Source organism: Wolbachia endosymbiont (group A) of Melitta haemorrhoidalis (assembly GCF_964273365.1).
Lineage (GTDB): Bacteria > Pseudomonadota > Alphaproteobacteria > Rickettsiales > Anaplasmataceae > Wolbachia > Wolbachia pipientis.
Window position 1 is genome coordinate 576,991 of sequence record NZ_OZ187004.1, and the last position, 13,911, is coordinate 590,901.

Annotated in this window: 18 protein-coding genes; 6 read left to right on the plus strand and 12 right to left on the minus strand. The window is 34.6% G+C overall.

Going from position 1 to position 13,911, the window contains the following annotated elements:
• Nucleotides 1-71: 71 nt before the first annotated feature.
• Together ACICPZ_RS02995 and ACICPZ_RS03000 are read right to left on the minus strand one after the other, a co-directional pair.
• A complete protein-coding gene (locus ACICPZ_RS02995; protein WP_010081965.1) occupies nucleotides 72-425 on the minus strand; it encodes a TrbC/VirB2 family protein in 354 nt (117 codons plus the stop codon).
• A gap of 17 nt (nucleotides 426-442) precedes the next feature.
• A complete protein-coding gene (locus ACICPZ_RS03000) occupies nucleotides 443-775 on the minus strand; it encodes a TrbC/VirB2 family protein (protein WP_264374111.1) in 333 nt (110 codons plus the stop codon).
• 135 nt (nucleotides 776-910) lie between these two features.
• Here ACICPZ_RS03000 and ACICPZ_RS03005 point away from each other — a divergent pair, with 135 nt between their 5' ends.
• Nucleotides 911-1,726 (plus strand): YihY/virulence factor BrkB family protein, encoded by an 816-nt coding sequence (locus ACICPZ_RS03005; RefSeq protein ID WP_264373644.1) that lies wholly within the window; start codon nucleotides 911-913, stop codon nucleotides 1,724-1,726.
• Nucleotides 1,713-2,468, plus strand: a complete 756-nt coding sequence (locus ACICPZ_RS03010; RefSeq protein ID WP_022626173.1) for an SDR family oxidoreductase — start codon at nucleotides 1,713-1,715, stop codon at nucleotides 2,466-2,468. Before ACICPZ_RS03005 ends, ACICPZ_RS03010 begins: the two co-directional genes overlap by 14 nt.
• A gap of 471 nt (nucleotides 2,469-2,939) precedes the next feature.
• On the opposite strand, the gene ACICPZ_RS03015 is transcribed toward ACICPZ_RS03010, so the two are convergent.
• The gene (locus tag ACICPZ_RS03015) at nucleotides 2,940-3,101 is read right to left on the minus strand and encodes a hypothetical protein (RefSeq protein ID WP_238514577.1); all 162 of its coding nucleotides are present in this window, start codon (nucleotides 3,099-3,101) and stop codon (nucleotides 2,940-2,942) included.
• Nucleotides 3,102-3,239: 138 nt separating this feature from the next.
• On the opposite strand from ACICPZ_RS03015, the gene carB reads away from it, so the two are divergent.
• The 4 genes from carB (at nucleotide 3,240) to ACICPZ_RS03035 (ending at nucleotide 7,666) form a co-directional block, all read left to right on the plus strand.
• On the plus strand, nucleotides 3,240-6,695 hold the full coding sequence (gene carB / locus ACICPZ_RS03020; RefSeq protein ID WP_264374112.1) for a carbamoyl-phosphate synthase large subunit: 3,456 nt from the start codon (nucleotides 3,240-3,242) through the stop codon (nucleotides 6,693-6,695).
• 164 nt (nucleotides 6,696-6,859) lie between these two features.
• A complete protein-coding gene (locus tag ACICPZ_RS03025; protein ID WP_080717592.1) occupies nucleotides 6,860-7,075 on the plus strand; it encodes a hypothetical protein in 216 nt (71 codons plus the stop codon).
• Entirely contained in the window at nucleotides 7,072-7,332 is a 261-nt protein-coding gene (locus ACICPZ_RS03030) for an IS110 family transposase (RefSeq protein WP_010082049.1), read from the plus strand. The genes ACICPZ_RS03025 and ACICPZ_RS03030 overlap by 4 nt, the downstream gene beginning before the upstream one ends.
• The gene (locus tag ACICPZ_RS03035) at nucleotides 7,283-7,666 is read left to right on the plus strand and encodes a hypothetical protein (protein WP_227738615.1); all 384 of its coding nucleotides are present in this window, start codon (nucleotides 7,283-7,285) and stop codon (nucleotides 7,664-7,666) included. The genes ACICPZ_RS03030 and ACICPZ_RS03035 overlap by 50 nt, the downstream gene beginning before the upstream one ends.
• A 175-nt stretch (nucleotides 7,667-7,841) precedes the next feature.
• Here ACICPZ_RS03035 and ACICPZ_RS03040 read toward each other — a convergent pair whose 3' ends face one another.
• The 9 genes from ACICPZ_RS03040 to ACICPZ_RS03080 all read right to left on the minus strand — a co-directional run bounded on the left by ACICPZ_RS03040 (nucleotide 7,842) and on the right by ACICPZ_RS03080 (nucleotide 13,635).
• Nucleotides 7,842-8,822: an SGNH/GDSL hydrolase family protein gene (locus tag ACICPZ_RS03040; protein ID WP_010082050.1), complete on the minus strand. Its 981-nt coding sequence runs from the start codon at nucleotides 8,820-8,822 to the stop codon at nucleotides 7,842-7,844.
• Nucleotides 8,823-8,962: 140 nt separating this feature from the next.
• Nucleotides 8,963-10,915: an RNA polymerase sigma factor RpoD gene (gene rpoD, locus ACICPZ_RS03045; protein ID WP_012673419.1), complete on the minus strand. Its 1,953-nt coding sequence runs from the start codon at nucleotides 10,913-10,915 to the stop codon at nucleotides 8,963-8,965.
• 138 nt (nucleotides 10,916-11,053) lie between these two features.
• The gene (locus ACICPZ_RS03050; RefSeq protein ID WP_006279706.1) at nucleotides 11,054-11,365 is read right to left on the minus strand and encodes a cation:proton antiporter subunit C; all 312 of its coding nucleotides are present in this window, start codon (nucleotides 11,363-11,365) and stop codon (nucleotides 11,054-11,056) included.
• Entirely contained in the window at nucleotides 11,362-11,781 is a 420-nt protein-coding gene (locus ACICPZ_RS03055; RefSeq protein ID WP_006279705.1) for a Na(+)/H(+) antiporter subunit B, read from the minus strand. The genes ACICPZ_RS03050 and ACICPZ_RS03055 overlap by 4 nt, the downstream gene beginning before the upstream one ends.
• Nucleotides 11,774-12,301 carry a DUF4040 domain-containing protein gene (locus ACICPZ_RS03060; protein ID WP_015589497.1) on the minus strand — a complete coding sequence of 176 codons (528 nt, stop codon included), beginning with the start codon at nucleotides 12,299-12,301 and terminating at the stop codon, nucleotides 11,774-11,776. The genes ACICPZ_RS03055 and ACICPZ_RS03060 overlap by 8 nt, the downstream gene beginning before the upstream one ends.
• A 1-nt stretch (nucleotide 12,302) precedes the next feature.
• Nucleotides 12,303-12,590 carry a monovalent cation/H(+) antiporter subunit G gene (mnhG, locus tag ACICPZ_RS03065; protein ID WP_006279703.1) on the minus strand — a complete coding sequence of 96 codons (288 nt, stop codon included), beginning with the start codon at nucleotides 12,588-12,590 and terminating at the stop codon, nucleotides 12,303-12,305.
• Between the two features lie 6 nt (nucleotides 12,591-12,596).
• On the minus strand, nucleotides 12,597-12,842 hold the full coding sequence (locus tag ACICPZ_RS03070) for a monovalent cation/H+ antiporter complex subunit F (protein ID WP_007548527.1): 246 nt from the start codon (nucleotides 12,840-12,842) through the stop codon (nucleotides 12,597-12,599).
• A 28-nt stretch (nucleotides 12,843-12,870) separates the two neighbouring features.
• Entirely contained in the window at nucleotides 12,871-13,278 is a 408-nt protein-coding gene (rpoZ, locus tag ACICPZ_RS03075; RefSeq protein ID WP_007548528.1) for a DNA-directed RNA polymerase subunit omega, read from the minus strand.
• Nucleotides 13,279-13,338: 60 nt separating this feature from the next.
• Nucleotides 13,339-13,635, minus strand: a complete 297-nt coding sequence (locus ACICPZ_RS03080; RefSeq protein ID WP_010081926.1) for a helix-turn-helix domain-containing protein — start codon at nucleotides 13,633-13,635, stop codon at nucleotides 13,339-13,341.
• Between the last annotated feature and the right edge of the window lie 276 nt (nucleotides 13,636-13,911).

Here is a 13,911-nt window from a genome sequence, read left to right on the forward strand (position 1 = left end):
ATACAATTGTGGAATAATGGTGCTCCTTTAAGGAGCACCATTTAGCTAATGTTTTTCTGAAATTTTAGTGCCTAGTTGCATGTATTTGTTGTTGCATTCCATACTTTACCATCAGGGCAAGCAGTTGCACCATTTTTACAAATCACACCGCCTGGTACTATTTTTGAAACAACTACAGGCGCACCAAAAAACACAGCAGTAAATGCACCGAGTGCAAAAAGCGCTGGCCACGGCATTCTGCCAAATATTGCAAGCAATGCTGCACCAATTATTACTATTGTGATCATCGGTCCACCTATGCCGTGAGTATAGCCTACTATTTTGCATATTGTATTTGACGTTGCGTCATCAGTAACACTGCTAGCAAAAGCATTATCAAATGCAAAGAAGAGAATTAACGCCACTAGTAGAAGAAAATTTTTCATTATGCCTCCAATAATTTCTATGGCTTATTCACTACTACACCGTTTTTACAAATCACACCTTCTGGTGTTATTTTTGAAACGACTACAGGAGCGCCAAAAAACACAGCAGTAAATGCACCGAGTGCAAAAAGCGCTGGCCACGGCATTCTGCCGAATATTGCAAGCAACGCTGCACCAATTATCACTATTGTGATCATTGGTCCACCTATGCCGTGAGTATAGCCTATTATCTTGCATATCACTGATGATGTTGTATCATCTGTATCAACAAAAGTAGTACTTGTAGGAGGAGCACCTGCATCAAACGCAAAGGAGAGAATTAGAGCTACAACTAGAAGAAAATTTTTCATTACGCCTCCTATAATTTATGTTTCATGTTTGATTATCTATCGCTTTGATTAAATTTAAGTAAATGGTGAGGATTTTTTTGCTTAAAAGTATCCTTTATTTCATTTAGAATACTTTTCTTGGTTCGTTTATATTACATGCTACAGAAATTTTACGGTATTGTTTATTGTCTTTATCGTGCTTTGATTGACACAATTTATAATGATGGAGTGGAGCATGCAGGGTATTTATCATTTTTAATTCTGTTATCAATATTTCCTTTTCTCATCGTTTTAATGGCTGTGGCATCAACATTCGCAAATTTCTTAGACCAGTATAACATTGGCTGGGTATTTATCATTGATAACATGCCACAGGATATTTTGGCATCTTTGATGCCGCGTATCAGAGAGATAATATCAGGCCCGCCGCAAAGCTTACTAACTTTAGCAATTGTAGGTGCTGTTTGGACCGCTTCATCGACAATTGAAGGGCTTAGAACAATACTCAATAAGGCCTATAAAGTTCCGGTTTCGCCGCCTTATATATTAAGAAGAGTACTAAGTATATTACAATTTTTAGTAATCACGCTTATTATAACTCTAACTATAGTGTTTTCTACACTAGTACCAATGCTAATTGATTTTTCCTATCAGGGACTAAGTTACACTAAATACCTACTCATTGAATTTGTACTTTTCACAGTAGTCTCTTGGCTATATTTTATGTTGCCAAACATAAAACAAAATTTATCAGACGTATTTCCTGGATCTTGTGTAGCTGTTATTCTTTGGACGATTTCTGCTTCAGCTTTTAAGCAATACTTAAAAGCTTCCTTTGACCAACTGGATTTGATATATGGAAGTTTAGGTGGTGTGGTAGTGTCATTACTATTTTTTTATATGCTAAGTTTGATTTTTATATATGGAGCAAAATTCAATTTTCAGCTAAAATATTTCAATGAATCTCGCTAAGGAGAAAGAAATGGGTAAGTTAGAAGGTAAAGTAGCTTTAATCACCGGAGCTTCAGGTGGAGTAGGCTCTGCTGTTGCAAAAAGGTTTATAAGAGAAGGTGCATGTGTGATTCTGATTTCAAGATCTCTTGATAATCTCAAGCCACTATATAATGAAATTGAAGAGCTTGAAGAATTTAAAGAAGGCTCTGTGAAACTAATTCAGCTTGATCTTTTAGACTTTGAGAATGTAAAGATACTGACAAACATGATAGAAAGCCTGAAATTATCAGAATCTGGAGCACTTGATATATTAGTTGCGTGTGCTGGAATTTTAGGCAAACTGAACCCCATTCATGACTGTGAGATTGAAGAGCTACAGAACGTAATGAATACAAATTTTACTGCCAATTGGTACTTACTAAAAAACTTAGATCCAATGCTAAAAAAGTCTAATGCTGGAAGAGCGATATTCATGACCTCAGAAGTGACACTTTCTCCTTCCTCTTATCCATATTGGATGCCGTATGCTGCAAGTAAAGTTGCACTAGAAATAATGGTGCAGATATATGCATCTGAGACAAAACATACAAAATTATGTGTAAATGCTGTATACACGGAAGGACCTGTGGGTAGTGAGCAGGCATTTCCTGGATCTGAATTGGTGTCACCTGATAAACTAACAGATAAATTTGTGGAATTAGCTTCTGAAGACTGCAGCATATCAGGAAAAATCTTACCGCTCAGCAAATCTCCCGAATAAATTACCATAGTATCTGCAAAGATACCGTTAAGCCCACAACTATATGAACATTGTGATTTGAGAGTAATCTCCACTAGGAAGGATGTCATCCCAGTGCCTCTATGGTGTCATTCCAGTCTGGAATCTAGTCTTTATTATGCAGCCACTTATTTAAAGTTAAGTTTTCTGGATCCCAGACGGCTTTGTTGCATCGCTAGCTATGATGGATTAAAGATAAAAAAGATAGGGAATATCAGTAGCTTATTATTCTGGTATTTATAACAAGAACGGTCAATGAATACCTAAATTTGAGTAAAAGAAATTTCACTACCATTTACCAATCCGGCTAAAATTCAAGAATTTCAATGCTTTAGCTATTTTCAATAGAATTAAATTTATTAATATAAATAACAAATTACTATTCTTAAATTTGATCAGATTGATTGCAAAAAAACAAGATTTTCAATAGGTTGCTTATAATCCTAACTATAGTTAGCCTTTCATAAGTAGCGATGCAACAAAGCCATCCCAGACTGGGATGACACCTCTGGGCACTGCCGTCATAAAGGAACCAGTGTCAGCTACTTGAATGACATCATTTGCTGTGCAATTTACCTTCAAGAATGAATGTTTGTACAGCTGTGTGTCAAGCACTGGAATCTGCCACGCAAATTGCAATGTTCGTACAGTTATGCGTCAAGCCTAAAAGTAGTTGCTATATAAGTCCAATAAAAATTCACATTTATAGGAAAGATTGGTAACATTACTTGAATAAAGACCGTTATTGTAATTATGCCAAAACGTACAGATATAGAATCTATATTAGTAATAGGAGCAGGCCCAATAGTTATAGGTCAGGCATGCGAGTTTGATTATTCCGGAACGCAAAGCTGTAAAGTATTAAAAAGTGAAGGTTATAAAGTCATTTTAGTTAACTCCAACCCCGCAACTATAATGACAGATCCTGAGTTTTCTGATGCAACTTATATTGAGCCGGTGCTGCCTGAAATCATAGAGAAAATTATAATTAAGGAGAGGCCAGACGCAATATTGCCAACAATGGGCGGGCAAACAGCGCTCAATTGTGCAATAAAACTTGCAGATGATGGAGTGTTAGACAAATACAACGTAGAATTAATAGGGGTAAATAGAGAAGCAATAAAAAAAGCAGAGGATAGAGAGTTATTCCGTCAGTCCATGGATAAAATAGGGCTAAAATACCCCAAAAGTATCATTATAAAAAATCAAGAACAAATAAGAAAGGCTTTGGATTACATTGGATTACCAGCAATCATCCGCTCGTCATTCACCCTTGGTGGTGCAGGTAGCGGCATAGCATATAATAAAGAGGAGTTTTTCAATATCGCAGAAAGTGCTCTCAAAATTTCGCCAATAAATGAAGTTCAGATAGATGAATCAATTATCGGCTGGAAAGAATATGAAATGGAAGTTATCCGCGATTGTAAAGATAACTGCATAATAGTCTGTTCGATAGAAAATGTTGATCCGATGGGAGTGCACACTGGGGATAGCATAACTGTTGCTCCTGCTTTGACTCTGCGTGACGTAGAATACCAACAGATGAGAAATGCATCTATAGCAGTGCTGAGAGAAATTGATGTTAGTGCCGGTGGTGCAAATGTTCAATTTGCAGTGAATCCTAAAGAAGATGGAAGCCTCGTTGTGATTGAGATGAATCCAAGGGTTTCTCGCTCTTCTGCACTTGCTTCGAAAGCAACAGGCTATCCTATTGCAAAAGTTGTAACTAAACTTGCTATTGGCTATTCGCTCGACGAAATACGTAACGACTGTGCTCCAATAATACCAGCAGCATTCGAACCAGTGATTGATTATATCGTCACTAAAATTCCTCGATTTGAGTTTGAGAAATTTAAGGGGACGAATTGTGAATTATCAACCTCCATGAAATCAGTGGGAGAAGTGATGTCTATAGGCCGCACTTTTAATGAGTCACTACAGAAAGCTTTCCGTTCACTTGAAACTGATTTTACAGGACTTGATGAAGTATTTCCTGAGAACATTGATATTGATCACATAAAATCTCAATTAGCAAAATTGCTACCAAACAGATTACTGATTGCTGCTGACGCAATGCGCCACGGAATTAGCATAGAAGAAATAAATTCGATTACAGGATATGACTTATGGTTTCTGCAAAATATACAGCAAATCATCTTGGCTGAACAAAAAATCAAGGAAAACGGCCTTCCTGAGACTGCATATGAAATGTTAGAGATGAAAAAAATGGGATTTTCAGATGCAAGATTGGCAAAGTTAAGTAATAGACCTACCTCTGTCATCCCAGTACCCTCTAATGTCATCCCAGTGCGTGACACTGGGATCCAGCCAGCGTTATACGCTGGAGATCGAGTAAAACAAATCGAAGAAATAAGAAAAAAATTTGGCATTAAACAAGTTTATAAACGCGTAGACACCTGTGCAGCTGAATTTGAATCGAGCACTGCTTATATGTATGGCTGCTATGAGGGTGATGTTGAAAATAAAACGGAATGTGAGGCGAATATTTCTGACCGAGAAAAGGTTGTCATTTTAGGAAGTGGTCCAAATCGCATTGGTCAAGGTATTGAGTTTGATTATGCATGCGTACATGCAGCTTCTGCCGCCAAAGAAATGGGGTATGAAACAATAATGATCAACTGTAATCCCGAAACTGTCTCAACTGACTACGATACCGCTGATCGTTTATATTTTGCACCACTCATTGCAGAGGATGTGCTTGAAATACTAAGTAAAGAGCAAGAAAATGGCACACTGGTTGGTGTAATAGTTCAAATAGGCGGTCAAACACCTTTAAAGTTAGCCAAAGTGCTTAACGAGAGAGGTTTCAAAATTCTGGGAACTTCGTTTGATTCTATTGACCTTGCAGAAGATCGCATGAGGTTTAAAAACCTTGCTTTGCAACTTAATTTAAAACAACCTGAAAATTCTATCTGCCATTCAGTAGAAGAAGCGTTAACCAACGCAGAAAAGGTGGGGTTTCCACTAGTAGTCAGGCCATCATATGTCCTCGGCGGTCAGTCTATGTCGATTAGACACGATACTCAGAGCTTTAAAGAGTACGTCTTAGATCAAACTAAAATCTTTGAGCATGGTTCGCTGCTTCTTGATAAATTTTTAGTCAATGCAGTTGAGGTTGACGTTGATGCTGTATGTGATGGGGAAAAAGTTTTCATTGCAGCGGTCATGGAGCATATTGAAGAAGCTGGTATCCACTCTGGTGATTCAACATGCTCAATACCGACAAATACATTGAGTGACGAAGTAATAAAAGAGATCGAGCTCCAAACTGAGAGAATAGCATTAGCATTAAAAGTGAAAGGTCTGATAAACATTCAGTTTGCTGTTCAAGAGAATAGACCTCTTGCAGAACCTGTTTGTGATGAGAAATCTTTAGGAAAAGTGCAGATGAGCACCACAGAATACTCGAATGTATTTGAGGAGCGCAGACAAGCTTTGACGACAAAATTGCCTTCAGAAATCGAGTTATGCAAGAGGTCTAGTGATGTATACATACTTGAAGTGAATTTAAGGGCTAGTCGAACCGTTCCTTTTATTTCCAAGGTAATCAATATTCCTATTGCAAAGCTTGCCACTCAGGTTATTTTGGGTAAAAAATTGAATCAGGAAAACAAGCCTTTCAATCATTTTGCAGTTAAAGCTGCTGTTTTTCCATTTACCCGCTTTGCAGGAGTTGATACTTTACTTGGTCCTGAAATGAAATCAACAGGAGAAGTGATGGGAATTGACTCATCATTTGAAGCTGCACTTGCAAAAACGCACATGGCTGCAGGATACAAGTTACCAACAGAAGGAACAGCTCTGGTTTCAGTAAAAGATGATGATAAAAAGTATATATTGCCAGTTGCACGAATGTTGAAAGAACTGAGTTTTGAAATATATGCCACCAAAGGCACAGCTTCGTATCTGAACAATAACGGCATTGCTGCACAAGCTGTAAATAAAGTAAGAGAAGGCAGACCCCACATAGTTGATATGCTCAAAGATGGAAAAATAAATCTAGTGATTAATACTTCAAAAGGTGTAAAGTCAGTCTCAGACAGCAAAGATATCAGGAGAACTGCTATTTTGCAAAATATAGCTTACAGCACCACAGCTTCCGGAAGTAAAGCGTTAGTGCTTGCAATTCAATATGTAAAGAATAGCAAACTGGAAGTGAAATCATTACAGCAGATACAAAACGTTTAAATATCAAAACTAGAATAATTCACTCTCAAAATGCTAAAGAGAACATAATAAAAAGATGGAAATTTTGAAGGAAATAGTATACCTAAAGAATCAACTAGCGTAATTGAACAGCCAAATGCTGCAACGAATGCTCCACAATCTCACCTAGAGGACACTTCCCTTATATGTTAAGAACAAGTCTTTATAAATATCAAAGTAGTGAGATTAAAGACACACAGAGAAGAGGAATCGTCACGCCCCTTGATTATAAGAATCGTTGTTCAGCAAGGTTCTCTTCTCTGGTTTATTATACTGAAAGTTCCGAACAACTGATTGAGCTTTTAGGCTCGTATATAAGGCTGGAAAATGCAGTATATGTTATTATTACGGAGGAATTATGAATTCATCAAACATTATTGCTGGCATTGATGTTAGCAAAAGTAAATTAGATCTCCACATTCACCCACTTGAGCATTATAAAATATTTGAAAACAATGTACAATCCATTGATGAAATGCTGGACTTTTTACGTTTGCATAATGTAACCAAAATTGGTCTTGAGGCAACTGGTGGATACGAAAAATTATGTGCCTATACTTTACTAAGCAATGGTTTTGAGGTGTACGTCATTCAACCAAGGTGGGAGAGACTATGCTAAAAGCCTTGGTATTACTACAAAAACTGATAAAATAGACTGCAGTATCATCTCACGTTATATTAATAATACAGATATGCGTGTTACTCCTTTAACAGTTAGTAATGGTAATATTGATTGCTTGAAACAAAAATTATCTCGTAGAAACCAACTTGTAGAAATAGCAAAAATACAAAAAACCCAAATCCAACAGGTAACTGATACATCTATAATCAAACAAATAGAGGAACTTCTTGCAATTTTACGTAATCAAATTAAAACTTTAGAAGATGAAATGATTACATTTATCGATCAAAACCAAGAGCTTAAAAGAAAATATATATCAATAACTATATAGTAGCGGGATGACGGTTTTTCAAATTGTCGGTAAATCTAAGTCAGTTTAGTTATAGGCAGCAATTTTCTGTATTTATTTTAAATTGAAGAAAGCTCAAATGAAAGATCGTGTTTTGCTAAAAATCACAGAATGCAGTCTGGTTACTATTTAAAAGGATATGTTCAAAAAAACTGTATCAAATCAACTCATACACTTCATTACCAACTTCATGATGAAGTTCCGCAGTTGGATGGAAATAATCAAAAAAGAAATAATCCTTTAGTGTTTCTTTGCTACACCCAGGGTTATAGTGAACGTCAAGTTCCCCTTTAAATATCAACTTTAAGAGTATTTTTATATTTTCTTTAAATCTCCCAACTTGGTCTGCAATGTTCGATGTGCATGCATCTTGACAATTTAAACCTTTGCTCTTGTATTCGCTAAACATACTTCTCATTTTAGAGTTAAGATCAAATGCTTTTATTTCAAGATTTGTACTTTTCTTCATATAATCTAAGCCTTTAGCCAGTTTTGCATTGAAACTCTCCGTGAGCTTTGTAGCTAGTTCCCTTGCTTCTTCATCTCTATTAAAAGCTGGTATTGAGCCAACTTCAGGTGCATTTGCAACAACTACATGCTTAACACCATGTTCATTTAGAACCTTAAGTGCATTACATATTTCACTCACTGCTTGTTCCAACACTTCTTCCGCTTTAGTATCGTCATAAGCAGTGGCAACCATAACATCATTTCCGCCGATTATGATGCAAAATAAATCTTCTTTACCTATATCTGGATGATGTTTAATTACCGCATCTAGCTGGTTAGCTAAACGAAATTTATTGAAGAAATAAGAAAAAATAGGGTCAAAAATTTCAGATGCTGTTGCATATGAAACTGCGTAATTCTGACCTTGCTGTTCGTGGCATCTCCCAAAAAATGAATAACTCCACCCAGGTTTAAATTCATCTAAATCTAAATATTTTGCTATATATTCAACAGCAGTAGGGCCATTGCTAAAAGATCTTCCTTGATAAAAAGGATCATCAAATTTTACGCTTTTTGCAAAGGATAAATTATTTAAAATTCCAATGATTGCGCCATTATCGGATAAGCTATCACCCAGAACATAAAAATTTCTATACTTTGAATTAGAATTGTCATTTTTGTTTGTCATAATATTTACCGTAGATTAGCATGTTGTTTCATTAGATTCATAGAAAAAGAAAAATAGCGGTGAAATTATACAACTTTGGCCTAACTTGCTCTCCACTTTTTCCGGGCAAAATCAGCTTCTTCTTAACTTGACACGTATACTTAAAAGAACCCTCTAAGTTTTCTAGCACGGCTTGGATGTTTCAACTTGCGCAGTGCTTTTGCCTCTATTTGCCTAATTCTCTCACGTGTTACATTAAAAATTTTTCCTACTTCTTCTAAGGTATGTTCCTTCCCATCTTTACCAAGGCCAAAACGCATTCTTAAAATTCTTTCTTCCTTTGGTGTTAAAGTTGCAAGAACATTGGTTGTAATGCCACGCAAGTCAGCAAGTATTGCAGCATCCTCTGGCCTGGAGACTCGCTTGTCTTCTATACAATCACCAAAGGTACTACTATCATCTTTTCCTGTTGGAGCTTCAAGACTTACTGGATCCCTTGCTATTTTCATAACTTTGCGTATTCTTTCCAGTGGCATTGTCAGTTCTACACTCAATTCCTCTAACGTCGGCTCTCTTCCCATCTCATGAGTCATCTTTCTTAATGCTCTGTTGATTTTACTGATAATTTCCACCATATGAACTGGTATTCTAACTACTTTAGACTGCTCAGGTATTGCTCTAGTGATTGATTGTCTTACCCACCAAGTGCCATAAGTTGAAAATTTATATCCACGTTTGTAATCAAACTTATCCACGGCCTTCATAAGACCAATATTGCCTTCTTGTATCAAATCAAGCAGATCAAGGCCTCTTTTTGAATACTTCTTAGCAATGGAAACTACTAGCCTTAAGTTAGCCTTAATCATTTCTTGCTTTGCTTCAGAGACTTCTCGTTCGTGTTTTTGTATTCTCTTGATTAGCTCCTTAAATTCTTGTACGTTATCTTCCTGTATATGCTGCTTAATACCGTTCAAGGTACTAGCTATATGTTCAGAGTTATCGTCTATAAACCTTAAAAATTTGTTTTTTAATTCACCTGTAAAAGAGGACTGATTTTCATTGATCTTTAAAAGACTTATCTTTTTCAATTCGTGCTTTAAAAGCACGTCATCATAAACTTTATAGAAACTTTCTCTATCGATATCGTATTTTCTAGCCTCAGCAATAAGATTAGCCTCTTCAAGCGTAATGGATCTATTTATCTTATAAAGTTCTTGTGTAATTCTGGCAACAGCAGCATCACTTAACTTAATTTGTAATGCTATAGACCATATTTGATTATACAAATTTTCTAGCTCATTAGAGAAATTTTTAGAATTTTTTCTTAATATCAACGCTTCATTTGTTAAAGTAATTATCTCATCCAATGCAACTATGACCTTTGGCAATAAGTCACTTTCCATTTCAAGAATAGAAACATTTAAATTGACTGAACTTATATCTTCATTATTACCGTCTTTCTCATCATCACTTTTTTTACTATCTTTCTCATCATCACTACAGTACTCAGCATCTTCAGAAACATCCTCAGAATCCTCAACATCTTCAGCACTTTCTTCACTCTCTTCACTTTCTTCTTTGGGTACCACATTAAAATCAGAGTTATAAATTGCATCCAGATCTATAATTTCTCTCAGTAAGAGAGCTCCATTACTTAAATCATCACGCCATACTTTTATCACCTTTAATGTTACTGATGTTTCAATTATTGCGCGTAACATGTTATGCTTTTCAGATTCAATTTTTTTTGCTATCTCGATTTCATCTGCCCTTGATAAAAGCTTTACGGAGCTCATGTCTTGTAAATAAATCCTCACTGGATCATCATTTTGTACTAAAGTTGCAGTAACATTTGGCGATGTGTCATCATCATCAAGTTTACTATCATCACTGTTGGAAGGAATATCTTCTTCATCTTCGCTACTTTCAAGCACATTAATTCCGGAATCCTGCAATAAAGATATAGCATCATCTATAAAGTCAGACGAAAAATTTTCATCTGATAATTTATCATTTATATCATCAAAGGTGATAAAACCACCCTTTTTTATACTCTTAGTTACCAGATCTTTGATAATTTTTTTCTTATCTTCTGCATCATTAATAGTTGACATCATTACCTTTATAGTTTATAATTTTATTTCTTATTAACAAACAAACTTACAACGAGCAAGTCTATAATTTTACTTTTAACTTGTGGCTATTTGTTACTTCATATAGTTTAAGATACTGTTAATTTATGTACACTTGTCTTAATCAATTGTTCCATACTTTTCTTCCATTTTTACTGCTATGGATAATCCAACTGAAAATGTTGCAATTCCAACCACTATAGCAGTAAGCATTAAAACATGGGGTATAGGATTGCTATATGAATAAAAATTTGAAACCAATATAGGAGGCAAGGAACTTTTTATATATCCTAGAGATATGTAAAATAACAAAACAGATGCTTGGAAGACGCTTACCCCTATCATTTTCTTGATTAAATTTTTATCGTTTATAATAATATATAAACCTAGCACCATTAATACAATAATAATCGTATAATTATATAAAGTCATTGTTTTTTCCTACGAGCAAAATTTATATATATAATTAACATAGAGGAGCAGACAGTAAATGCTACACCTAATTCCACCAAAAAAATACCTAATTTTTGACCGGTTCTATTATTGGTTAACAAGATATCATAAGATAAAAAATTTTGGCCAAGTAAAGTTGTTGCAACGCCCGTTCCTCCATAAATTAAAATACCTAACACGTTAGTCAATCTAATCACAGAATAAGGTATTGCTTTTAGAGTTGTAGATACACCAAATAGCATTGAATATAATATTATCCCGGAGGCAATAATTATTCCTGCTTGAAAACCTCCACCCGGAGTGTAATCACCGTGAAATTGTATGTATAAACCAAATAAAATGATAAAAGGTATCATCAAAAATGTTACTGCATTTAATATCGGATCTTTAATCATTTTCTTTTTCTTCTTTTAATATCAACGTTATACAAAGCGCAGCAGTAAAAACTACTATAGTTTCTCCAAACGTGTCATAACCACGAAAGCTTGCCAAAATAGCTGTCACTATATTAGGAATACCGGTAGCTTTTTCGGTATTTTCCACATAATAAGGAGCAACATGCAAGTGGATCGGAGCATTGTGGCTGCCAAAATCTGGCAATTGAATCATAAAATATGACAAACATACAGCCAGAAATAACATAAAAAAAAGCGTTATAGGGTTATGAGATAGATTTACTTTATGATTCTTTATCAAGGAGAGTGCTGCAAACGTAAAAACTGTACTGAGCCCCGCACCAACAGAAGCTTCAGTAATTGCAACATCAGGTGCATTCATAATTAAGTATATAAGCGCAATCAGTGAACTAAATACACACATTAGAACAGCACTTACGACTAAATGTCGCGAGAAAACTATAAAAACCGTAACTGTTAGTAACAACAAAAGTAACACTACATTTAATATTTCTAACACCTTAGCCTTCTTTAACAGTTTTTTTCTTAACTTTATAATGAGTGCGCGCTAAAATATAGCTATTAGTTGAGTTAGCTACCCATATTATAAAAATTAATAATACTATTTTAACAGTATTGATTGAAAATCCATTCTGCAAAGCAAAACCAATTAACAATAACGTTGCACCGCTAGAATCTGTAATACCTGCTGCATGTAACCTAGTATAGAAATCAGGAAATCTGATCACCCCTATATTTGAAATAATTATCAAACAAATACCTAAAAATATGAAAATGGATCCTATCATAAATTATCAAAACAACATTAATCTCATTAGTGCTATAGTTGATATAAAGCTAACGCTAGCATACAACAATGCTATATCAATTAAAAAAAAATTATTCAGAATGATTGATATTGCTGTTATAAGTACAACTACTTGCGTTGAGAAATTATTGAACGCTAAAACCTTATTGTACACATCATTTGACTTAGACACTATGCAACACAACATTACACTCATACAGAACAACAGTGTATAGATAGCAATGCAAATCATTTAAAGACTATGTAACTTCAGTAGATTTCTAAACGGATACTTCTTCATCGCCATCTTGATCATTTATTTCATCATCTATTTCACCATCCACTTCATAATCTTGGCTTTCTTGACTTGCATCAAGATCTGTGTTATCAGAAAAATTTAATAAATTCGCTAGCTTACTTGTATTACTGCTGTAAACATTATTCATATTTCCTTTCATGTATTCCTTGCATCTACCTACCAAAAGGCTAAACAGCTCATGAGTATCCACCTGTTTTCCTGCTATTTCATGTAAGGAAACTATGGTATTTTTATGACCTTTAAACTTAGCTGCTTGAATTGGATTACTTGCCCCTGTATTTAAATCATGTGTTCTTTGACTTGCCAACAGAACCAATTTGAAACGGTTACTTACCCGTTCTATACACTTTTCTACAATAGACTCAGCCATAAGATACTACCTTAATAAGTTTTATACTATATCACAAAAAACAAGTTGTCAACTTTGTATCTATTGCGATTCAACTTCATGTTTTACTTTTTCTGCCTCAGATTTTATTTCTTGGCTTTCTGTCATCGTGATTGTTATCTCATGATCAAGTTTTTTTAGAAATCCTAACAATCGCTCTAAAGAAAAACCATCTATTTTACCATTTTTAATTTGCGATACCTTTGGCTGATCAATACCAAGTTTCTCAGCTGCAAAAGCCTGAGTCCAAGCATTTTTTTCTATAATTTTATTTATTATATAAAGCAACTTTGTTTTTATTCCTGCACTGTCTAAGTTATTTAACGATATTATTTCCATAATTCTTACACTCACATATCAATTAACTTTATTAAACATTATAACATAATATTTAATATACCAAGATATTAATGTCATGTAACTTGTCAATAATTATATGATATCAATATTTAAAACTTTAAGTTGATTATATATTAATATTTTTATCAAATTTCTAGTAATTTTAAATTACCATTTTACCATCAGTCTATCTGAAAAAACCATTTATAGAAAGAACAAGCTAAGATTACAAAGCTTGAAATACAAAAATAATTATTTTATAAATTTATCTTACAT

Coding starts and splice junctions, on each gene's coding strand:
- ACICPZ_RS02995 (WP_010081965.1), bottom strand. CDS start 425: ATGAAAAATTTTCTTCTACTAGTGGCGTTAATTCTCTTCTTTGCATTT.
- ACICPZ_RS03000 (WP_264374111.1), bottom strand. CDS start 775: ATGAAAAATTTTCTTCTAGTTGTAGCTCTAATTCTCTCCTTTGCGTTT.
- ACICPZ_RS03005 (WP_264373644.1), top strand. CDS start 911: ATGCTACAGAAATTTTACGGTATTGTTTATTGTCTTTATCGTGCTTTG.
- ACICPZ_RS03010 (WP_022626173.1), top strand. CDS start 1,713: ATGAATCTCGCTAAGGAGAAAGAAATGGGTAAGTTAGAAGGTAAAGTA.
- carB (WP_264374112.1), top strand. CDS start 3,240: ATGCCAAAACGTACAGATATAGAATCTATATTAGTAATAGGAGCAGGC.
- ACICPZ_RS03025 (WP_080717592.1), top strand. CDS start 6,860: ATGTTAAGAACAAGTCTTTATAAATATCAAAGTAGTGAGATTAAAGAC.
- ACICPZ_RS03030 (WP_010082049.1), top strand. CDS start 7,072: ATGAATTCATCAAACATTATTGCTGGCATTGATGTTAGCAAAAGTAAA.
- ACICPZ_RS03035 (WP_227738615.1), top strand. CDS start 7,283: ATGGTTTTGAGGTGTACGTCATTCAACCAAGGTGGGAGAGACTATGCT.
- ACICPZ_RS03040 (WP_010082050.1), bottom strand. CDS start 8,822: ATGACAAACAAAAATGACAATTCTAATTCAAAGTATAGAAATTTTTAT.
- rpoD (WP_012673419.1), bottom strand. CDS start 10,915: ATGTCAACTATTAATGATGCAGAAGATAAGAAAAAAATTATCAAAGAT.
- ACICPZ_RS03050 (WP_006279706.1), bottom strand. CDS start 11,365: ATGACTTTATATAATTATACGATTATTATTGTATTAATGGTGCTAGGT.
- ACICPZ_RS03055 (WP_006279705.1), bottom strand. CDS start 11,781: ATGATTAAAGATCCGATATTAAATGCAGTAACATTTTTGATGATACCT.
- mnhG (WP_006279703.1), bottom strand. CDS start 12,590: ATGATAGGATCCATTTTCATATTTTTAGGTATTTGTTTGATAATTATT.
- ACICPZ_RS03070 (WP_007548527.1), bottom strand. CDS start 12,842: ATGATTTGCATTGCTATCTATACACTGTTGTTCTGTATGAGTGTAATG.
- rpoZ (WP_007548528.1), bottom strand. CDS start 13,278: ATGGCTGAGTCTATTGTAGAAAAGTGTATAGAACGGGTAAGTAACCGT.
- ACICPZ_RS03080 (WP_010081926.1), bottom strand. CDS start 13,635: ATGGAAATAATATCGTTAAATAACTTAGACAGTGCAGGAATAAAAACA.